A 21,519-nucleotide genomic window follows, 5' to 3' on the forward strand; every position below is an offset into this window, starting at 1 on the left:
ATCATAGGATAGTTTTTGAAGATTGACTAAATATAGTTAATGTGTATGTTAAAGAACATAAATATTTAAAAAAATAAAGAAAATAAAAAAAATCGTAATATATTATTTTATAATTTTGTATTATGCTACATTATGTATTATGTGGTGTATTCTGAGTTTATTTTAACATATTCATGCCCCAAATCACAACCAAACGCCGTATTTTCATAATCTCCCATTTTTAAATCAACTATTATTTTTATTTCCTTACTTTTCATAATATTTTCAGCCACCATTAATTCTTCCGTTCCTTCGTCTGCAATGGGAGCTCCACTATTTACAAGCATAACTTCATTATTGGAATCACCAATTATTATATCTATTTTGTCCATATCAATATCTATCCCACTATATCCCACAGATGCCGCAATTCTTCCCCAATTTGGGTCTTCTCCATATAGTGCAGTTTTTACCAGAAGAGAGCGAACAACTGATTTTGATGCTTTTACTGCATCTTCTTTTGAAGGAGCTCCCTTTACCATTACTTCCATTAATTTTGTAGCCCCTTCCCCATCCTTTACCATTAATTTTGCCATCTCAACACATACAAATTGTAGAGCTTCATCAAATAATTCTTTACATTCATTATTATTACTATAATTTACACCGCTTTCGCCGTTTGCCATTACAAAAACAGTATCATTTGTAGAAGTGTCCCCATCTACAACAGCATTATTAAATGATTCATTTACGGCATTTTGAAGGGATTTTGTTAAATCTTTGTTGGATATATTTATGTCCGTAGTTATAAAACATAACATTGTAGCATGTAGCATATCGGGAGCTATCATTCCTGCACCTTTTGCCACAGCTCCAATTCTCACAGGAGTTCCATTTACTTCAAATTCTACGGCAACAGTTTTTGGAAAGGCATCTGTTGTCATTATGGATTTGGCAATGTTATCATTGTTATTTTCTTTTTTTAGTAATTCATTTGTTTTATGTATTCTATCTTTTATAATGTCCATTGGCATTTTTCTACCAATTACTCCCGTAGATGCAACCAAAACACTATTTTCTGGAATATTTAATAAATTTGCAGTTTCTTTTATCATCTCTTTTGAATCATAATATCCGTTTTTTGTAAAACAATTAGCGTTCCCACTATTTACCACAATTGCCCTTATTTTGCTTCTGTTATTTTCTAAAATTTCCTTTGATAATATTACCGGATGAGCCACAACTTTATTTGTTGTGAAAGTTGCAGAAGTTTCGCATTCTTTTTCTGAATATATGATTCCTACACCATATTTTCCTTCTTTAAGTCCATTAGCGTTAAATCCTTTTGGAGCAACTACTCCATTATCTATTATTTTAAATTTAAGGTCAGATTTCATTTTTTCACCAAATGCAACACATATTATAAGATAAAATAAAATATTCCATCAATATTATCTAATTAAATAATATAAAACTGTTGGCAATACTAAAACACACATCATATAGGACATATTTACTTTTGTTTTTACACATAAAATCCCTAAAAACACCGACACCATATAGACAATTAAATAATATATTAAATAGTTGGAAAAATACCCCAATACAAATATAACTGCACTACAAAATATCAATAAATAAAATGAAATTTTTCCATAATCTACCTTATTCATATATCTTAAAAAATATTTTGCCACAAAACATAGGGCAAAAAATCCAAAACCTGCTATAATTAACATATATATTGCAATATCATAATTTAAATTAATATTTAAATCTTTCATAGCAATTGCCGTTCCACTTCTCCCAGTTCCAATCAATAATAATGCCAAAACTGAAAAAACTTCATTTGATAAGGTTATAGAGCCCTGAGATACTAAAAAATTTTTAATGTCATTTTCTTTTATAATTTTACTTAAAAAGAAATTTATCTGGGCTCCCCCAATAGCCGGTAAAAAAATCCTAAAAAATCCCCCGACCGTTCCAGCAATGGCAGATTTTAAATGAGATAAATCAAATTCTGGAAACGATATAATCTGGTGAGTTAATTTACTAGTTTTTAAGTTTTCGATTAATAATGGAATGGCAAACATTCCAGTAAATAAGGGTGTTAAAATATTTTCTATTGGTGGGCCATTATATAATACAACAAAACCAAGAATGCCAGAAAGCACCATTATAATTATACTCCATATTTTATTACTTGAAAAAATAACCGTAATAATTATCAACAACAATAAAACAAAAGGAATAAATGGTTTAAATAATGCATACAATCCATTTAAATCAAAATTTAATAATAATATCAGAAATAAAAAACATAGTGAGAAAATTATTCCAATAAATCCTCCCATCCCGCACAAAATTATGCCTTCATATCCTTCCCCATTTTTTGTTAAATTATGTAGAGGTATGACGGATACAGCGGTCTCATCGTCGGGAGCTCCGATGAATGCAGAGGGAATATAATTTATAAAATAATGGGTTATAACCATACCGATTAAAAAAGAAGTAAAGCTATTTGTTGGAATAATTGGCAAAAATACAAAAGAAATAGGTAGAATCGTGTTTGGGTGAATTCCGGGAAGTAAACCCGTAAATATTCCGCAAATGCCACCCATAAATAAAAAAGGTATATCTGTTAAATTATTCATTTTTTTATCCTGTTTATTTAGTTTTATTCAATAATATATAACAATATACAAATAATATATAACTACTAAATAACTACCGATAATTAATAATAAATAATTAATTTTTTGAGCACCATTTACATATATTATAACCTAAATCAATTGCATCCTGTTCACAATAAAAATATTTTCTATTTCCATCTTTTATTTTCTTCCCATATGGGCAATTTGGATTTATATGATATAATTTACTACTTTTTGAAGCCCAAATATTTGTCGGATTTGGTGATAAATATATATCTTTTTCATAATTTTCCTTTTTAATTAATTTAAAATCCCCTATATCTTTTAAAACTATGGCGTATATCCCATTATACACACTAATTGTCCCAATAACTTCAATTTTATCCCCTTCTTTTATTGTTGGTGTTGTGCTTTTAATATAGTTTGTTAAGTCGTTATTCACATCATCAAATGCCACTATTCTTAAATCCCCGCCCGTATTATCTCTTATTTTAATATATTTTATTTTTTGAATATGATTATATTCGTCTTTATATACCCCCATAGATTGAATTATTCCATCTATTACTACGAAATCTCCTTCCTTAATTTTTGCAATATCTTTATTTCCTGGTTCTATGTTGTACATATATAATATCCCTGTCCCTAAAACCATACAAATAAACGATATAATCATGATTGTTTTATCATTTATTTTCATAATTTAGCATATATTCTTTATTATATTTATGGATTATTATATGACCATATTAATTTTCCTAATATCGATGAACACATCAAATTTTTTAAAAAGAAAATTATATATACTATATTTATACTATTAAGTAATATAAATTATGAATTAGATATTAAAAAATCCAATAGGTGAAAATGTGAAAAAAATAACTCCGCTAACTGTGGGTCTTATTACCGGATTTTCTGCGGCGATATTACAGGCATTTTTTAAAATAACTGCCCCGCCTGCATACGGGATATGTATTGCCTGCCATACCCGAGATTTGGTAAATTGGATGGTGAATAAAACTGGAATATTGGGAGATACCACATTATTTGTAGCTCCTGTTTTTAAAGATGCTGCCACCGGACTTGTGGCTTCAGAATTTGCTCCTGTTTTAACTGTTGTAGGTATTTTTGTTGGTGCTTTAATTGCTTCAAATGCACACAAAGAGTTTAAATTTAAACAAACTCACAACCCATTGTTAGGTTTTGTTATTGGTATTTTAGTAGTGATATTCGCATTGTTAATGGGTGGTTGTCCAGTTAGGGAATCTCTTAGGGCTGCATACTTTGATATTATAGCCATTATAAGTTTAATCGCCATGTTTATTGGTATTGTAGTAGCTAGTGAAGTATATTTAAAAAAGAAAATTTAGAGTAATAAAATAAATAATAATAATAATAATAATAATTGAAAATAAAAAAAATACTGTGTGGTGGTATTATGTATATTCACGCAATTGGAACTTTATTGTTTGGTATTGTTTTGGGATATTTATTCCAACGGTCAAGAATGTGTTTCGCAGGTGGAATGAGAGATTTTTATCTTGTAAAAGATAGTTATTTATTAAAAGGTCTATTTGGAACAATAGCCGGGGCATTTATTGGATATGCCATATTTAGTGCTATGGGACTTATTAGTGCATTTCCATGGGCATTATCAAAAGGATTATTAGTTCCAATCCCAGGAGACCCAATTGGTGCAAGTGGTAGTGTCATGGGGCATATAATATTGGCATGTATCGGGGGCTTTGGAGTAGGATTTTTATCCATAATTCAAGGTGGCTGTCCTTTAAGAAACTATGTAATGGCAGCAGAAGGGAACAAAACAGCAATTACCTATGTATTGGGTTTAGCAGTTGGTGCAGTAATATTCCATTTATGGGTGGCTCCATTTGTTAAATCATTAGGTTTATAGCCCATATTTATTTATACTATTTTTTTAATTTATTTTTATAACCATTATAATATTTTATTTTTTAGATATTTAATTATAATAAATAATAATTTACAAAAACATGATATACCATGAGTTGAAAATATGGCGTTTAAAACTTTGAAAAAAATAATCTCCAATAACATTAAAGATAAAAATATAAAAGCTCCGAAAAATAAAAACGAAAAAAAAGGAATAATAATATTTAGTAATGTTAAGGAAACCATGAAATCAGAACAGATATTAAAAAAATCCAGATTTAATATTAAAGTTGTAGCTCCCCCAATGGAAATAAGAGAAGGTTGTGATTTAGCCATTGAATATGACTTAATAGATGAATTTGGAATCCAAAATACCCTTGAAAAAAATAAAATTGCACCTACTAAATATATTTCGGCTGAAAATTACTCTCAAAAGCCATTGGAATTGGTAAAAATTAAAAAAATAGACAACTATACTATGGTTAGATGCGGAAATATGAAAATAACCATTGATGAAAAAGGAGATATAGTAAATGTATCAGGGGGAGGATGTCCCGATGTTCCATATTTAACACTTAATTTAAAAGGTAAAAATATTAATAATTTAAAAATAGAAGACAACCCAAAAAATTTAGGTTATTCATTATGTGCATATACATTAAATAAAGCATTTGTGAAAGCCCAAGAGTTGGCGAGGCAATAACATGATAATAGCAGGAACTATGCCAATTAAAGGAATGGATTTAATCAAAGGAGCTCCCAAATTATGCAACAATAAAATAATTATAAATAATAAAGAATTTCCAGTATCTATGGGGACGGGGGCTTTAATAGGAGCATCTTTAAAAACTATGGAATATTTTGGAGTAGAAAATAATATAACAGCAATTACGGCAGGAGACATCGGAGAAGGAGATGGTAGTTTAAAAATATATGACGAATTAAGAGAAATAAATGACGATTTGGCAATAATCCACTACATAAAACCAAAAATAACAAAAATAAAAGAAGTTGATTTTTCCGGTAAAGTAATAGGTGATGCTGGTGGAATGTATGTGGGAAAAGCGGGGGAAATAGGGGATAAATTTTATATGTTTTTTCCAGATGTCGGAGAGCTTTCTTTTTTGGCTGACGAAGAGGCATCCCATCCTGCCTATGTGAGAGGATTTATATCAGAAATTGACGATAAAGAAGTGCCCGAACTTATAAAAAGAGCACATAATCAAAAGATGCCAAAGCACATGGTAGTTAAAGGAAAAACCGACTATATCGTTGAAGATGGCAATATTGTCGATACCGTGGGAGCTCCCTTAATTGAGGCCATGGAATGCATAGGTGGAACAGGCGATAGTTTAACAGGAATTGTATCTTCTTTAATAGCCGTAGGATATAAACCTACAAAGGCGTCATTAATAGGATGCACCATAAACAGAAAATTAGGACAGAAAATAAATGCAAAACCAAATACACAAATTTCCGAAATAATAAATGCAATTCCAGAAGTTTTAAAGGAAATGGACATATAAATTATTAAAATAATTTTTTAATTTTTTATGGGGCTCCGAAAACCATATAGAACCATACAACTAAATTATTAGATTATGGAAAACTTTATATACTAAAATACCTTATCTCATTGTGCATCAAACAAACAGTTGATTAGGGCGGTGGCTTAGACTGGTTATAGTGCTCGGCTGATAACCGAGTGGTCCGGGGTTCGAATCCCCGCCGCCCTACTATTTTTTTAAGTAGATATATTTGTATATGCATATATATTTATTTTATTATATTATTATTTTTAGGTTCCGAACATCACAAAGTGATGTTTGGATTTTGGATAGCACCCTTTTTTAAAGGGTGCGTTCTGAATCCCCGCCGCCCTACTATTTTTTTAAGTAGATATATTTGTATATGCATATATATTTATTTTATTATATTATTATTTTTAGGTTCCGAACATCACAAAGTGATGTTTGGATTTTGGATAGCACCCTTTTTTAAAGGGTGCGTTCTGAATCCCCGCCGCCCTACTATTTTTTTAAGTAGATATATTTGTATATTTATATTTATTTTATGGGAGCTCCACCACCAAATTATTTTTTATGTTAATTTCTTTCTCTGACATTATGGGTATATTTTTTGAACATACTAAACTTTAAATAACTTAACATACTAGGTTTCTGCGAGGTATGTCGTCGATGACATGCCTCAGCGAATGATGACAGTTACCCCCGCGGACTGAAACAATATTTATTTTTGTTTCAGGATGACGACATCAGCACTATCTGACGCAGCTACCAAAACAAAACGATGAATATTATTTTTTTAATTTTATAATTTTATGTGTGATATTATGCTATATATTGTTGGAATAGGTCCGGGAAATAAAGAATATTTTACGGAACAGGCTGAATCTGTTTTAAATTCCGTTGATTCAATTGTATGCTATAAAGGATATGAAAAATTTATAAAAAGATTTAATAAACCAATTTACACATCAGGAATGAAAAAAGAAATAGATAGAGTGGATTATGCACTAAAAGAAGCAAAAAATAAAAATATAGCATTGGTATCAAGTGGAGATGCCACAATATATGGAATGGCTTCACTATCCTATGAATTAAATAATAAAAATAACTATAATGTTGATATAGAGGTAATAAGTGGCTTAACTTCTGCAAGTTTATGCTCTGCAATATTGGGAGCTCCATTAAATCATGACTTCGCCGTTATTAGTTTAAGTGATTTATTAACTCCATTAGACATCATATTAAAAAGAGTTAATAGTTTATTAATGGGAGATTTTGTTATTGCCATATATAATCCACTTAGTAAATCCAGAAAAGAGCCATTTTTAAAGTGCTTTGAAATAATACAAAATCATTCCAAACAAAATAATTTAAATTTGGTTGTAGGAATTGTAAAAAATGCAGGAAGAGATAACGAAGAATATAAAATGACCACAATAAACGATTTAATGGATAATTTAGAGGAATACATGAAATATATTGATATGAATACAACCATAATAGTTGGGAGCTCCAACACAAAAATAATAAACAATAAAATGATTACTCCAAGAGGGTATTTAAATAAATATTTAAAATAATTGGGAGCTCCTTTAATATATAAATATATATTTTTTATTATTATTCTACGGTTATTTCATATCTTACTGTTTTAACCATGCTATCGCTTTCCCATAGGTTATAGTTAAATATTATTGTGGCGTGTCCTTTTTTCAGACCTACGACATTCCAATGATGGGTGCCCCCGCTTCCAACTTTGCCATTATTCGTAGTACTGTAATTATTTGCCGTAATATTAATTATTTCATTATTATCTATGACATAGTCCCACATATACCTGTTGTAGGATTTTCTTCAAGGAATATGGTAAACGATTTAGAAACTTTTATATTTTTATTGTGTGTTGTTTCGTCAATATTATATTCAGTTAAATATATAAATATAGCAATCAAAGCAGGAGCTCCTATCTTCATAATACTGCCAAAAAAGATATTTATATTTTTATTATTTTTAAACTATAAATTTAACATTATTTTTTATCAATTTTATAGTTTAAAATATCTTTTCCAAAATCAAATTTTATTTTTGTACTAATAGCATGTTTTGGACAAACCGAGGAACATGTGCTACACAATATACATTCTGTTGATAATATCCGTTTATTTTCATTTTTATAGTCTAATAATTTTATATCCATTGGGCAATTTTTTTCACATAATCCGCAATCTACACATTTATCTTTATCTATTGACATTTTAATTAAAGAAAATCTTCCTAATATGTTCTGTATCGGCGGAATAGGACATAAATATTTACAAAATGCCCTATTGTCATTAAATGCAAAAGCCAAAATAATTCCCGATAAATAATATAACAATAGCCCCACAACAAACCACAATATTTCTCGTTCTGGATAATTGTATATTGTATATCCTCTGTTCCAGAAATAAAGCACAATACCAAAAGATAGAAATAATACAATATATTTAACAATTCCTAAATTTTTTATTCTTCCTCTTGATTTTTTGTATGGCAATAATTCAAATATCATAACTATCCAACAAGCCCAACCGCAAAATCCCCGTCCAAATATTATTGGACCAAATATTTTTGCAATTAAATAATGAATTGTAGAGCCTGCAAAAATCCCTCCGAATAGATAAAAGAAAAATCCTTCCATTTGCATATTTTCTGTTCTTATAAATCCAACATAAACCAGTAAATAAATACCTATTAAAAATAATATTATTCTTCTTATTGTAGGGATTAATTTTCTGGGAGCTCCGTTTATAAGGAATAGTCCTAATGCAATACTACTGCCAATATATACAAAATTAAATATTAAAAATATGTTTTTTGTTTTAAAATAAGTAAATAATGCATAACCCATAAATACCGCAAATAGGGTTAAAGAACGACCCATATCATTTAATGATAAATTCCATTTATTAGATTTATTATTATCATCATCCATTTTTCCCCCATGATCCTTAATCTTTTATATATTAATGACGAATAGATACATACTATAATATAAAATATTTATTATATATGGTTGGTGATTTTATGAAAATGGTTAAAATATGTTCTCCTGCAACTTCTGCAAATTTAGGTCCTGGTTATGATGTTTTTGGATTAGCACTAAATAATCCTTATGACACAATTACGGTGAGTATAGTAGAAGAAAAAGGAGGAAATGAAACCCTCTCAAATGAAAAAATAACCATATCAATGGAAGGAGAGAAATGCGAAGAGATACCTACGGCAGTAGATGAAAATACTGCGGGAGTTGTAGCAAAAAAAATGATGGAAGATTTCAATATAGATAAAAATATACAAATCCACATAGAAAAAGGAATAAAGCCCGGAAGTGGTTTAGGTAGTAGCTCGGCATCTTGTGCAGGAGTTGCCGTTGCAATAAATGAACTATTTGGTTTGGAGCTCCCAAAATTAGAGTTGGTAAAATATGCATCATTGGGAGAAGCTGTTGCCGCAGGAGCTCCACATGCTGACAATGTTGCACCTGCAATATATGGCGGTTTTACAATGGTGGTAAATCAAGACCCCTTGGAAATAATACATATTCCAGTAGAATTTGAAGTATTGGTGGCACTACCAAATATACAAATATCTACAAAAGAGGCAAGGGAATTAGTTCCAAAAGAAATTCCAATAAAAGATATGGTAAATAATGTAGGAAAAGCCTGTGGAATGATTTATTCATTACATGATAACAATGTAGAATTATTTGGAAAATATATGATGCAGGATGCCGTAGTTGAACCATGTAGGGCTACGCTAATTGATAATTATTCAGAAGTCAAGGAAAAAGTAAAAGATTTAGTATATGGAATTACCATAAGTGGCTCAGGTCCTGCAATAATCTCATTACCTAAAAAAGAATGCGTATTAGAAGTTAAAAAAATATTTAAAGAAACTTGGGATTGTCCAATATACTATACTACGCTGGGGGCTGGGGCATATGTAGTAAAGGAAGAAGAATAACAGACATATAGTTAATATTATTCTTTTATTATATGATTATATTATATTTTTACAACATTCCTAAATATTTGTGGATTTGTGATGTGCATATTACGCTATCACCCAAATGATTACCACAAACCTCCATTATTTTTAAAAGATTTTGCTGAGATGGTGATTTTATATCTTTAAATGGGCTAACTGGTTGAATACATAAAATAATATCGTCCCCAATATCTGATAAATCCTTTGCCACTTGTTCAACTGTTTCAGGTGTTGTATTTTCCATAATTACAACCTTACCATATACATCAGAACCCAAATTATATAATTTTTCAATTGATTTTAATTCATTGTTGTATAATTCATCGTATTTTTTACTGTTAAAATTATTAAAATCAAAATGCTCCTTTAATTTTATGTCTATCGAAGAATAATCAAAATAATTAATTTTATCTGGAAACATTCCGTTGCTTTCTAAATGTGTTTTATGGCCTAAATCATTTAATATATCGGAGTATTCTTTAATTTTATCTGCATATAATAATGGCTCACCACCAGTAAATGAAATAGCAAATAAATCAGGCGTCTTTATTTTATTAATTATTTCAATTAAATTGTTGTTTTCTGCCGTATTTATATATTCTTTAAATATTCCACTCCCGGATACTTCTTCAACTCTGCACGGCATATCATTTTTTGTATATTCATCACAGTAAATACAGTTAAGAGGACAGCCTTTAAATCGAATAAATATATATCTTCGCCCAATAAATTTTCCTTCGCCCATAATCGACGAAAAGACTTCACTAATCAAAATAATCACCGTTTTTATTTTATATTAAAATCATTTTACCGTTATACCATTAATATTTTATTTTTTATGTATTATATCTTATTTACAATATAATTCTTATAATAGATATATTTATATACTATGAAATCAATCTATAATTAACCATAAAATGGTGAATACATACTAAATAAATTATACTACCTTAGGTGAAATAAATATGTTTAATGATAGTCCAAAAAATGTTCCTGTTGAAGAAGGAAAAGAATACGATGTAACAATAGAAGATGTAGGAAGAGGGGGAGACGGAATAGCAAGACTCGAAGGATTTGTTATATTCGTACCTGAAACAGAAAAAGGGGAAACACTTACAATTAGAATCACATCCGTAAAACAAAAATTTGCTTTCGGAGAAAGATTATAATTTAAGTGTATTTTTATTTTTCTTTTTTTTTAGCAAAAATTAATCCATATATATAGATATTTCGTTAATTATTTTAATATAATCCCACATATTTAGTCCAACCATAGAATTATATAGTTTTTTTAAATAACATTATATATGAAAATAATTAAGGCTCGTTATTCAATAAATACGAATGAACGGCCTAACAAAATAAAATATAAGGTGTATATATGAACCTAATGGACGAGACGGTGGAAATATCATCGGAATTAATTAAAATAAATTCAGTAAATCCAGAATTTGGCGGAGTAGGGGAAGAAAAAAAGTCAAAATTCGTATTGGATAAACTAAATGAATATATAAAAAAATATAATATTAAAAATTATTCAATAAAACAATATAATATAAAGGACGATAAAGACATAATACGACCAAATATTGTGGCAAAATTTGATTTTGGAAAAGAAGAGACACTCCATATAATTTCTCATTTAGATATTGTGCCAGAGGGAGATTTAAATTTATGGAGTAATCCACCATATAAGCCAGTAATTAAAGATGGGAAAATTTACGGCAGGGGCAGTGAGGACAACCATAAAGGAATAGTTTCTTCATTATTATTAATGAATATGATTTTTCAAAACTCCAATTTCAACAACAAAAAATTATTTAATCCAAAATATAATTTAAGCCTAATATTTGTATCTGATGAAGAATGTGGAAGCAAATACGGAATACAGCACATACTAAAACGAAAACAAGAGATATTTAAAAAAAATGATTTATTTATTGTTCCAGATTTCGGAGCTCCCGATGGAAATCTTATCGAAATTGCAGAAAAAAATATATTATGGATTAAATTTAAAATCAAAGGAAAACAATGTCATGGAAGCACCCCAAATAATGGGGTTAATGCCGATGTATTGGCCTTTAATTTTGCAAATAATCTTTATAATTATTTATATTCAAAATATAATAAAAAAGACGAATTATTTAATCCTGCCTACTCTACATTCGAACCTACAATATTATCAAATAACATTGAGAATACAAATACAATTCCTGGATTGGTGGAATTAAATTTTGATTGCAGAATATTGCCAGATTACGATATCAACAAAGTCTTAAAAGATATAGATAATTTCATAGATAATTTCATAAATAAAATCCCCGAATATTTAATATTTTACGATAAAGAGGAATTAAAAAATATTACCATTGATTATGAGATATTAAATAAAGAACAATCTCAAAAAACTCCAAAAAACTCCAAATTAGTATTGGAACTGAAAAATGCCATTAAAAAAGTATTGAATAAAGAACCCATATTATGCGGAATGGGCGGAGGAACTGTTGGGGCATTTTTAAGGGCGGAAGGATACAATACAGTAGTTTGGGGAATTGGAGAAGAGACGGCACATCAGCCCAATGAACATATAAAACTTAATGATTTAATAAAAATGGCTAAAATATATTATGAAATTATGGAGGGATTTAAATGAAAATTTATTTCGCAACTGGAAATCAGCACAAAATTAAAGAAGCAAATATTATACTACAAGATTTAAAAAATAAAAATATATCTATCGAACAGATAACGATGCCATATCCTGAAATTCAAGGGACATTGGAAGAAGTTTCGATATTTGGAGCAAAATATATTTATGATACCATAAAAAAACCGATAATTGTAGAGGATAGTGGATTTTTTGTAGATTCACTTAATGGTTTTCCTTCAACATATTCAAAATTTGTGCAAGAAACCATTGGAAATAAAGGAATTTTAAAGCTATTGGAAGATAAAAATAACGAAAAAAATGAAAACAATAGAAGTGCATATTTTAAAACAGTTATTGGATATTGTGATGAAAATGGAATTAAATTATTCCGGGGAATTGTAAAAGGAAAGGTATCTAATGAAATAAAAAGTAAAGGTTATGGATTTGCATATGATAGTATTTTTATCCCCGATGGAGAAAATAGAACATTTGCAGAAATGAAAACAGAGGAAAAAAGCAATATTTCCCATAGAAAAAAAGCATTTGAGGAATTTAAAAAATTTTTAAATGATGTATTTTGAAACTAATTATTTATACTATTTAATATATTAATTTTTTTCCATTTCCAACCGTTATTGGTATAATTTATTTCAAATATATCTCCTTCATTAATTTTATAGCTCCGATAATATTTTAAATCTTTATTATCTAAATAACATAATAATATCCTTATTGCTGTTTTATGGGAAACTGCAATAATTTCTATATTGTTTCCATTTTCAGCATCTTTTTTAAATTTATTGTATATTTTATCCAAAAATTTTACCATATTTTTTGCAACATTTTGGGGAGCTCCTGCTTTTGGCGGAGTATTTTTTGAAGGATTTTCTTCCCATTTTTTATATAATTCTTTATATTTTTCTTTAATATCTTTTCTATTCATTTTTTCCCACTCTCCAAAATCCATTTCAGCTAGTAAATCACATTGATATAGTGGAATATCATTTTCTTTGTTGGAACATATTACCTCTTTAATAATTTCTGCGGTGTGCCTTGCTCGTTTTAATTGACTTGAATATATTTCTTTAATTGGTTTGTCAATAAAAAATTTTGCCATTTGTTTTGTTTGGCTAATTCCTTTTTCAGTTAAATTTGCATCGGTTACGCCAACAAAAATATCATTTCCTGCATCTGTCTCCCCATGCCTCATTAAATAAATTTTAATATTATTTGATATTTCCATAATATCACCGGTGTTTTTATTTTTAGGTGATATTAGTCTAAAAATCTGTGATTTTTAGCATATAATATCGCCCCTTATATTTTGTATATATGTCATATTCTATATTTGATATTCCATATATTATTATCTTTACTTAAAATATGTGTAAATTATAATATACACAATAATAAAATAAAAAAACAGAATAAAATAAAAAATAACAACATAAACAAAAAGAGGGAATTAGTATGAAATCATCATTTAAAATATATGCCATAGGAAACATTAATCAAATTAAAGATAAAACTATATTAAATATATTCAAAGAATATTCTGATGGATTAGCAGGGTTAAAAGAAAAAACTAAAATTTCTTTGCTTTTATGGTTCGATAAAAGTGATACCCCAGAAAAACGAAAAATATTAAAAGTTCATCCGAGAGGAGACACAAAAAAACCAATTCGGGGAGTTTTTTCGACAAGGTCCCCATTTAGACCAAATCCAATAGCTGTATATGAGACAGATATTTTAAAAATAGAGGAAAATAAAATATACATTGATAAAATTGATGCCTTTGAAAATACGCCGATAATAGATATTAAAATAGGTATGGAACAATGAATAATAAAATGATATATCTTTATTTTATATTTCCGCGCACACCACAACAAAGCTTCCATCGTCGTTATTTTTAAGTTTAACTTTCTCATAAATAATATTTTTATAGTTTAGTTTATTTAGCATGTTTAAAACATCATTTAATGAATAAAATTTAGCATTTTTATAAAATTTACTATTGTCTTTTTTGGATTCGTAAAATCTTCCAAATAAACTATCTTTATCAATAAAACCAATAATAAGCCTACCATTTGGCTTCAAAACTCTTTTTATTTCCCCAAGTGCTTTAATGGGATTATTTAAAAAACATATCGTTGTGGTCATTAATATATAATCAAAAAAATTATTGTCAAAAGGGAGCTCCTCGGCAACACCAATATATATTTTTATACCCCTATACTTTGCAATATCTGCCATTGATTTTGAAGGCTCTAACCCATATTTAATACCAAATACTCCTGCAAATCTCCCGGTTCCCACTCCGATTTCTAAACCTATTTCTTTTTCATTTTCTTTTTCCGATTTTGGAATGTATTTTTTTATTGCCTTAACTTCTAATTTATATATCTCTTTATTTTCGTCATACCAGCTATCATATTCTTTGGCATAGTTATCGAATGAAGAAGAATTTAATAAATAATTATTGTTTTGTTCCCCCATAATCCACCAGTTATTTAATCATAAAATAAGATATTAATAGTTATGTTTCTTATATATTCATTATATAATACCATATAAAATGGTGGTATTTTGATTAATGAAATTATTAGAGAATCAAAAGATAAAAACGGCATATTAATAGATGTGGAAATATCCTCCAATGCAAAGAAAAATGAAATAGGCGAAATTAATGAGTGGAGGAAAAGGCTAATTATTAAAATAAAAGCTCTTCCCGTTGATGGGAAGGCGAATAAAGAAATTGCAAAATTTTTCAAAAAAACCTTTGGAAAAGATATAATAATAGTTTCAGGTTTGACCTCCTCTCAAAAAACCATTTGTGTTATTGGTGCTACCAAAGACGAAATAATAGATAAAATATTAAAAAATAATATTTAGTGAATAATTATAAATAAATATAAATAAATATAAATAGGTATTATTAATAGATATTAATAGATATTTAATATAATAATAAATTAAAATTATCCGTGGTAAAATGTACGACTCAATAAATTATAATGTAGAAACATACAGAGTTTGCTCTCCCGAAGAAACTTGGAACAAGATAAAATCATTAACAAAAAATATAAATATTGAAATTTTAGAAAGAATTGACAATTTAGATAGAATTGGAATTCCAGTTTATTCTGCAAAAAGAATTGTAAAAAGCCCCGAAAATGAAAATGATACAAAAGAAAAAATAGTAAAATATCATTATGGTAAAGGAGCTACGGACATTCAAGCAAAGGTTTCGGCAATAATGGAGGCAATTGAAAGATATTCCATGGGATGCCTTAATGAACCCGCTACCAAAAATCCAGAAAATCCAATAGATTTAAAGGAGTTGGTGCTATCCAAAGAATCATATAAAAATATAAATCAAATAAATAATAATATAAATAATATTGAATGGACAGCCTGCCATGACATAATTAACGATGAAATTATCGATATTCCTGTAAATGCCGTATGCCACCCCACAGAGGGAAAGCTTTTTAAAAGTAATACTAATGGAATAGCATCAGGAAACACAAAAGATGAAGCGATTTTCCACGGCACCCTTGAATTAATAGAAAGAGATTCTTGGAGTATAGCCGAAATATACAATAAAACCCACACAAAAATAAACACAGATGGGGCAAAAAATCCAATAATACACGAATTAATGGATAAATTTAAAGATGCCAATATAAATGTAGTTTTAAAGGATTTAACTAGTGATATTGGTATCCCCACAGTTGCCGCCGTATCTGATGAACCTGTTTTAAAAGACCCTGCTTTATTGTGTATTGGAGTAGGTTGCCACATTAATCCAGAAATAGCAGTAATTAGGGCACTTACAGAAGTAATTCAAAGTAGGGCCACCCAAATACAAAATAAGAGAGACGATACAATTAGAGGAGATATTGTACGAAAGGTCCAATATGATAGACTGATAAAAGTCCATAGAAAATGGTATGGGCATAAAGATGAGATAAATATAGAGGAGCTCCCAAATAATGCAAAATTAAATTTAAAAAAGGACCTAAATGTCATTAAAAATAAATTAATTGATACGGGATTCGATAAATTAATTGTTGCTGATTTGAAAAAACCAGAAGTTGGAATTGATGTTGTTAGAATAATAATTCCTAAAATAGAAGTTTATTGTATGGATAGAGATAGAATTTCACCTTGGATAAGAGAAAGAATGAAAAATATTAAAAATTAAAAATTTACAAAATCTAATATTTTGAATTCAAAATCTTCGATTTTGTACAAAATCCTAAAAGGATTTTGAATTCAAAAGCTCTGCTTTTGTTCAATATCCGAAGGATATTGAGATTTTCCACCCTGTGAAAAAAATAAGAATAAAAATAAAATTATAAAATATTAATACGATATATTAACATCTTACTTTAAATGTCCATGTTGTATTATTATTTTCCTCATCATATTCTACTTTTTCAAATGATGCTTTACAATTCCTAATGTCATTAATTACATAAGCATATATTATACAGGGGGCTACTGTAATAGGTATATTTTCCTTATTTAACTCCAAAACACTTTCTCTCAATACTGGATTTATTACTTCCAAAACCGCCAATCCATCATTTTCCGAATAAATTAAATCATCACAAAGTCCCAAATCTTCGATGAATGCTTTTTTTAATGACTCTTCGGATAAATTATTTTTATCGACTATGTTTTGAGAATGAAGATATTCTACAACATATTTTGCCGATAATCTAGAAATTGACCTAGAACTTGGTCCAACTACTTGAAATACTGCTTTATTTACCACATATATCATTCCATTTAATAACGCCCTAGATTTTATAATATCACCACTCATTTGCCATTTATTATCGATACTAGATATAATTATTTTATAATATATATGCTTTATTATATTTTTTAATAATGGCATTTAATAGATTAATAATATCAATTATATATTGTGATGCATATATTTGATAAATTAATATATTTTAAAAATAATAATAAAAAATATGTAAATATTTATATATTACCATATAGTGTATAACCTAGATTATATTCTAGAACTTTTTGCACTAATGGGTATGTAAAATATATATTAGTTTAAATTTCCATTAAAATACTTTAAGATTTTTTTAACCCGTAATGAACATACATTCCGAACAGACTATAAATACTCACAAATTTTTTCAAAAATTAAATTAGTTGGGTCCTCTAATTTTGGCATTTTATTTTTCTTACCAATATTGTCAATTACATATTTTACTATTTTATCTATTGATTTCGTATGTATCATGAGATTTTTTTTCATAAGGTATGTATCTACGCCCAAAATATTTTGAGGGTAGCATGAAACCGTAGGAATCCCCATAACTGCGGATTCCCTATTCATAGTTCCTCCTGCTCCAATCATAGCATCGGCATGATATATTAGAGATATTGCATCAATACTATGGGGCACTACGGCATTTAGTGATTTATATTTTTCTTTCTGGGCATCTGTTCGCGAGAATGCTACAATATTACAATCTATTTTTTTATTTAATTTTTCAATGATTTTTGGAATAATATCTCCATTTCCATTGCAGTATGAAGAATTAGGGCAAGACCTCATTATAATTATTGGCATTTCAGGATTTAGGTTTAATTCATTAACGATATTTTTATTAATTGGAATTATTCCATTTAATCGGGAGTTAATATTTGCAACTTCACATGTTCCATTAAAAGAAATAAAATCCCTTCCCCCCTGTTTCCTTAACATTGTTTTATTTATTCCTTCTGGAACTATTAAATCATTTACCAATGGCATAGTTAATCTATTTTGGGCTTCGGCATACTCATTATCTACTGTAAAAATTGATGGAATGCCAAGTCCAAAGGCTACCCGAGGGAGCTCCACAGAATGTTTTGCAATTGCAACTTTTGGTTTGTTGTCTTTTATTACTTTTGTTAAGCCAATAATTCGTTCTGTGGAATTTATAAGTTTTTCTTCCGTAGTTCCTCCGTGTTTCCCTATTAAAATTGGTTTTGATGTGTAATTATATAAATTAACAATATTTTCTAAATTTTTAAAATCTCTTAGCGTAATAATATATTCAATACCTTCCTTCTCAAATTTATTTATTAATTGTGAAAAGTAATGAACATGAGGGGCATTAGTAAAGTCAATCCATGCATCCATTTAACCACCGATAATTAATAACTGTAAAAATAATAAATTAATAATAAATTAATAAAATATTTAACTCATATTTATTATATATTCGAAAACTATAATCAATCTTCGGTCTTTTTCACTAATCCCTATTAAAAGCTAAAATCTCTACCATATTACAATAAATGAAGAAATTTGTTTACAAAAGCTATGCTTTTGTACAAAATCCTAAAAGGATTTTGTTTAATAATAAGCCGGATAAGGGATAGTTATTGAAGATTAACTATATTTGCAGTGATGATATTTCCACATACCAAATTTTACATAATATACAATAAACTAAATATTTTTGGCTTACTAGAACTACTTTTTGAACACAAAATATGGGAGCTCCGAAGTCATCTTCACCACAATAAATAATATATAAATAATAATAAACACTATATATATTTAGTTATTCTTATTATTCATATTATATTGTAATCATCATTTATTATAAAAAAGAAGGAGAGATATTAATGTTGATTAATATTCTTACTGCTATTATTATTACCAGTATTATTACCAGTATTATTCTCATTGGTACTATCATTTATTATAAAAAAAAGAAGGAGAGATATTAATATGTTTGTTAGAGAAATTGAATTAAAGGGCCACATTATAGACAATAGAATACTACCAAAAGCATTTGATACGATATTAGAGCTTGATGGGGATTATACCGTATTGGAATTTGATATCGGTAAAAGAAAAACCGATATATCATATGCAAAAATGCAAGTTATAGGTAAAAATCAAGAGCACCTGGATAAAATATTGGAGGAGCTCCAAAACATAGGGGCAGAAATTCCGGAAATCGAAGAGGTAAAAGTAAAACCAGCAGAAAAAGACGGAGTATTGCCAAAAGGATTTTACTCAACAACCAATCATCCCACACATATAAAATATAATGGGGAATGGATAGAAGTTAAAAAACCTAAAATGGACGGCATAATTATAGTTTGCCCTGAAACTAAAACAGCCGAAACTAAGGTAATGAGAGATATTAAAAAAGATGATTTAATTGTTGTTGGACATCATGGCATAAGAGTGATACCTCCAGAAAGACCACGGGCAAAAGGAGAATTATTTGAGTTTATGAATTCTGATGTATCGGCTGAAAAACCAAAACAGGCAATTGTGGAAAATATTGCAAAAGAGATGTATCAAATAAGAGAAGAATACAGAAAAACAGGCGAAGGAGGAATAGCAATTGTCGGAGGTCCTGCCATCATACACACAGGAGGAGGAAAAGCAATTGCAAAGCTTATTAAAATGGGATATATTCAAGCACTACTTGCAGGAAATGCCCTTGCTACCCACGATATAGAAAGTGTTCTTTATGGAACTTCGCTTGGCGTAAATATAAAAACAGGAAAACCAGTTTTAGGAGGGCATAAGCACCACTTATATGCCATTAATGAAATAACCAAAGCAGGAGGTATAAAAGAAGCCGTAGAGCAAGGCATACTTAAAGAAGGAATTATGTATGAATGTGTAAAAAATAATGTTCCATTTGTTCTTGCTGGAAGTATTAGGGACGACGGACCACTTCCAGATGTAATTCCAAATATAATTGAGGCCCAAAATAAAATGAGAGAGGCAATATTGGATAAAAAAATGACCATAATGATGGCTACACTATTACATTCAATAGCCACAGGAAATTTAATGCCCTCTTATGTAAAAACCGTTTGTATTGACATTAATTCCGATGCAGTAACAAAATTAATGGATAGAGGAACTTCCCAAGTAATCGGAGTTGTTACAGATATTGGAGCATTTATATCTTTGCTTGTTGATGAATTGGAAAGAATGGAAAATGAAAATACAAAATAAAATAGTAATAATAATATAACAATATCAATAATTGAATAAAAAAATATATAGTGATAAAATGGACGAATTAAATAATTCAAAAATACTATTAAAAAAGGCAGTTGGTACCATATCTAAAATAGAAAAATCCAAACCTATAACTACTGCCACTCCACAATTAATTAATGAAAAATCCTGGAAAGATGCTGAACCAGGAGTTATAAACAGTGGAGAACTTAAAAAAATGATGTATTCTGCAATTGAAGCAGATGATTATTTGGGTAAAACTGCCCCAACCCATAAATTAAATAAGGAACAGGCCGAAGAATTCTGTAAAATATTATTCCAGACTAAAAAACATATTGATAAAATATTAAAAGAATTTGGTTTTGAAATAACTGAGGGAGCTCCCAAGCTAAACGAAAATTCATTGTATATTGTAGGAAATAAAAAAACACTGAAAAATTTAAAGAATATCGAGCCAAATTTAAATATAATATCCACAGAAGGAGTTTTGGAACCAGAGGATATGAAAATTATAAATCCAAAAATTAATGATAAAGCCCTAATTGGAATTGAAAAAAAATGCAATATTGTTAAAAATCAAATTAATGACCTAATAAATAAAGTAAATCCTTCAACTGTTGTTGTTGTAGTGGATAAAAATAATAATGCCGACGAATTAATATATAATAGTGCAAAAAAACATTGGAATGCTATTAAAATAGATATTGAAACTATTTTGGATTAACTATATATATT

At 28.6% G+C, this 21,519-nt stretch carries 25 protein-coding genes and 1 tRNA gene; 15 read left to right on the forward strand and 11 right to left on the reverse strand.

Annotated elements, in window-relative coordinates:
* Positions 1 to 137 precede the first annotated feature (137 nt).
* From argJ to MAEO_RS04155, 3 genes are all read right to left on the reverse strand, one after another.
* Complete coding sequence (gene argJ / locus MAEO_RS04145) at positions 138 to 1,376, reverse strand: bifunctional ornithine acetyltransferase/N-acetylglutamate synthase (RefSeq protein ID WP_011973538.1); 1,239 nt, start codon at positions 1,374 to 1,376, stop codon at positions 138 to 140.
* Between the two features lie 54 nt (positions 1,377 to 1,430).
* On the reverse strand, positions 1,431 to 2,633 hold the full coding sequence (locus MAEO_RS04150) for a tripartite tricarboxylate transporter permease (RefSeq protein ID WP_011973539.1): 1,203 nt from the start codon (positions 2,631 to 2,633) through the stop codon (positions 1,431 to 1,433).
* A 97-nt stretch (positions 2,634 to 2,730) separates the two neighbouring features.
* A complete protein-coding gene (locus MAEO_RS04155; RefSeq protein WP_048062379.1) occupies positions 2,731 to 3,336 on the reverse strand; it encodes a hypothetical protein in 606 nt (201 codons plus the stop codon).
* A gap of 172 nt (positions 3,337 to 3,508) precedes the next feature.
* Here MAEO_RS04155 and MAEO_RS04160 point away from each other — a divergent pair, with 172 nt between their 5' ends.
* The 6 genes from MAEO_RS04160 (at position 3,509) to cobJ (ending at position 7,659) form a co-directional block, all read left to right on the forward strand.
* A complete protein-coding gene (locus tag MAEO_RS04160) occupies positions 3,509 to 4,009 on the forward strand; it encodes a YeeE/YedE thiosulfate transporter family protein (RefSeq protein ID WP_011973541.1) in 501 nt (166 codons plus the stop codon).
* Between the two features lie 65 nt (positions 4,010 to 4,074).
* Positions 4,075 to 4,551, forward strand: coding sequence for a YeeE/YedE thiosulfate transporter family protein (locus MAEO_RS04165; protein ID WP_048062486.1), 477 nt, complete (start codon positions 4,075 to 4,077; stop codon positions 4,549 to 4,551).
* Between the two features lie 123 nt (positions 4,552 to 4,674).
* Positions 4,675 to 5,253, forward strand: a complete 579-nt coding sequence (locus tag MAEO_RS04170; RefSeq protein WP_011973543.1) for a DUF3343 domain-containing protein — start codon at positions 4,675 to 4,677, stop codon at positions 5,251 to 5,253.
* Between the two features lies 1 nt (position 5,254).
* Entirely contained in the window at positions 5,255 to 6,076 is an 822-nt protein-coding gene (locus tag MAEO_RS04175; RefSeq protein WP_011973544.1) for an NAD(P)H-hydrate dehydratase, read from the forward strand.
* Between the two features lie 135 nt (positions 6,077 to 6,211).
* Positions 6,212 to 6,286, forward strand: a tRNA-Ile gene (locus MAEO_RS04180).
* Positions 6,287 to 6,903: 617 nt separating this feature from the next.
* Positions 6,904 to 7,659 carry a precorrin-3B C(17)-methyltransferase gene (gene cobJ, locus MAEO_RS04185; RefSeq protein ID WP_011973545.1) on the forward strand — a complete coding sequence of 252 codons (756 nt, stop codon included), beginning with the start codon at positions 6,904 to 6,906 and terminating at the stop codon, positions 7,657 to 7,659.
* Positions 7,660 to 7,699: 40 nt separating this feature from the next.
* On the opposite strand, the gene MAEO_RS07795 is transcribed toward cobJ, so the two are convergent.
* The 3 genes from MAEO_RS07795 to MAEO_RS04190 are packed head-to-tail and all read right to left on the reverse strand — an operon-like array spanning position 7,700 to position 9,053.
* Positions 7,700 to 7,912, reverse strand: coding sequence for a protease inhibitor I42 family protein (locus MAEO_RS07795; RefSeq protein ID WP_083756718.1), 213 nt, complete (start codon positions 7,910 to 7,912; stop codon positions 7,700 to 7,702).
* A complete protein-coding gene (locus tag MAEO_RS07870; protein WP_157196821.1) occupies positions 7,894 to 8,052 on the reverse strand; it encodes a hypothetical protein in 159 nt (52 codons plus the stop codon). The genes MAEO_RS07795 and MAEO_RS07870 overlap by 19 nt, the downstream gene beginning before the upstream one ends.
* A gap of 56 nt (positions 8,053 to 8,108) precedes the next feature.
* On the reverse strand, positions 8,109 to 9,053 hold the full coding sequence (locus MAEO_RS04190; protein ID WP_011973546.1) for a 4Fe-4S binding protein: 945 nt from the start codon (positions 9,051 to 9,053) through the stop codon (positions 8,109 to 8,111).
* 92 nt (positions 9,054 to 9,145) lie between these two features.
* Between MAEO_RS04190 and MAEO_RS04195 the strand changes: the two genes are divergently transcribed.
* Positions 9,146 to 10,084 carry a homoserine kinase gene (locus MAEO_RS04195; RefSeq protein ID WP_011973547.1) on the forward strand — a complete coding sequence of 313 codons (939 nt, stop codon included), beginning with the start codon at positions 9,146 to 9,148 and terminating at the stop codon, positions 10,082 to 10,084.
* A gap of 49 nt (positions 10,085 to 10,133) precedes the next feature.
* Here the strand turns inward: MAEO_RS04195 and MAEO_RS04200 are convergent, their stop codons facing one another.
* Positions 10,134 to 10,880 carry a 7-carboxy-7-deazaguanine synthase QueE gene (locus tag MAEO_RS04200; protein ID WP_011973548.1) on the reverse strand — a complete coding sequence of 249 codons (747 nt, stop codon included), beginning with the start codon at positions 10,878 to 10,880 and terminating at the stop codon, positions 10,134 to 10,136.
* 196 nt (positions 10,881 to 11,076) lie between these two features.
* Here MAEO_RS04200 and MAEO_RS04205 point away from each other — a divergent pair, with 196 nt between their 5' ends.
* The 3 genes from MAEO_RS04205 (at position 11,077) to MAEO_RS04215 (ending at position 13,342) form a co-directional block, all read left to right on the forward strand.
* Positions 11,077 to 11,280, forward strand: coding sequence for a TRAM domain-containing protein (locus tag MAEO_RS04205; RefSeq protein ID WP_011973549.1), 204 nt, complete (start codon positions 11,077 to 11,079; stop codon positions 11,278 to 11,280).
* 212 nt (positions 11,281 to 11,492) lie between these two features.
* On the forward strand, positions 11,493 to 12,764 hold the full coding sequence (locus MAEO_RS04210) for a M20 family metallo-hydrolase (protein ID WP_011973550.1): 1,272 nt from the start codon (positions 11,493 to 11,495) through the stop codon (positions 12,762 to 12,764).
* Complete coding sequence (locus tag MAEO_RS04215) at positions 12,761 to 13,342, forward strand: XTP/dITP diphosphatase (RefSeq protein ID WP_011973551.1); 582 nt, start codon at positions 12,761 to 12,763, stop codon at positions 13,340 to 13,342. Before MAEO_RS04210 ends, MAEO_RS04215 begins: the two co-directional genes overlap by 4 nt.
* A 2-nt stretch (positions 13,343 to 13,344) precedes the next feature.
* Here MAEO_RS04215 and MAEO_RS07750 read toward each other — a convergent pair whose 3' ends face one another.
* The gene (locus MAEO_RS07750) at positions 13,345 to 14,004 is read right to left on the reverse strand and encodes a histidine phosphatase family protein (protein ID WP_011973552.1); all 660 of its coding nucleotides are present in this window, start codon (positions 14,002 to 14,004) and stop codon (positions 13,345 to 13,347) included.
* A 227-nt stretch (positions 14,005 to 14,231) separates the two neighbouring features.
* Here MAEO_RS07750 and tsaA point away from each other — a divergent pair, with 227 nt between their 5' ends.
* Complete coding sequence (tsaA, locus tag MAEO_RS04225; RefSeq protein WP_011973553.1) at positions 14,232 to 14,603, forward strand: tRNA (N6-threonylcarbamoyladenosine(37)-N6)-methyltransferase TrmO; 372 nt, start codon at positions 14,232 to 14,234, stop codon at positions 14,601 to 14,603.
* Between the two features lie 24 nt (positions 14,604 to 14,627).
* Here tsaA and MAEO_RS04230 read toward each other — a convergent pair whose 3' ends face one another.
* A complete protein-coding gene (locus MAEO_RS04230; protein WP_011973554.1) occupies positions 14,628 to 15,260 on the reverse strand; it encodes a class I SAM-dependent methyltransferase in 633 nt (210 codons plus the stop codon).
* Positions 15,261 to 15,350: 90 nt separating this feature from the next.
* On the opposite strand from MAEO_RS04230, the gene MAEO_RS04235 reads away from it, so the two are divergent.
* On the forward strand, positions 15,351 to 15,656 hold the full coding sequence (locus tag MAEO_RS04235) for a DUF167 domain-containing protein (protein WP_011973555.1): 306 nt from the start codon (positions 15,351 to 15,353) through the stop codon (positions 15,654 to 15,656).
* A gap of 100 nt (positions 15,657 to 15,756) precedes the next feature.
* Complete coding sequence (locus MAEO_RS04240; RefSeq protein ID WP_011973556.1) at positions 15,757 to 16,971, forward strand: YcaO-related McrA-glycine thioamidation protein; 1,215 nt, start codon at positions 15,757 to 15,759, stop codon at positions 16,969 to 16,971.
* Positions 16,972 to 17,145: 174 nt separating this feature from the next.
* Here the strand turns inward: MAEO_RS04240 and MAEO_RS04245 are convergent, their stop codons facing one another.
* Entirely contained in the window at positions 17,146 to 17,598 is a 453-nt protein-coding gene (locus MAEO_RS04245) for a hypothetical protein (RefSeq protein ID WP_232202509.1), read from the reverse strand.
* 312 nt (positions 17,599 to 17,910) lie between these two features.
* A complete protein-coding gene (locus MAEO_RS04250; protein WP_011973558.1) occupies positions 17,911 to 18,927 on the reverse strand; it encodes a DUF354 domain-containing protein in 1,017 nt (338 codons plus the stop codon).
* A gap of 597 nt (positions 18,928 to 19,524) precedes the next feature.
* Here MAEO_RS04250 and MAEO_RS04255 point away from each other — a divergent pair.
* Positions 19,525 to 20,778, forward strand: coding sequence for an ornithine cyclodeaminase (locus MAEO_RS04255; protein WP_011973559.1), 1,254 nt, complete (start codon positions 19,525 to 19,527; stop codon positions 20,776 to 20,778).
* Between the two features lie 58 nt (positions 20,779 to 20,836).
* Positions 20,837 to 21,508 carry a DUF2100 domain-containing protein gene (locus MAEO_RS04260; protein WP_011973560.1) on the forward strand — a complete coding sequence of 224 codons (672 nt, stop codon included), beginning with the start codon at positions 20,837 to 20,839 and terminating at the stop codon, positions 21,506 to 21,508.
* Positions 21,509 to 21,519 lie beyond the last annotated feature (11 nt).

This window comes from Methanococcus aeolicus Nankai-3 (assembly GCF_000017185.1).
Lineage (GTDB): Archaea > AGJL01 > Methanococci > Methanococcales > Methanococcaceae > Methanofervidicoccus > Methanofervidicoccus aeolicus.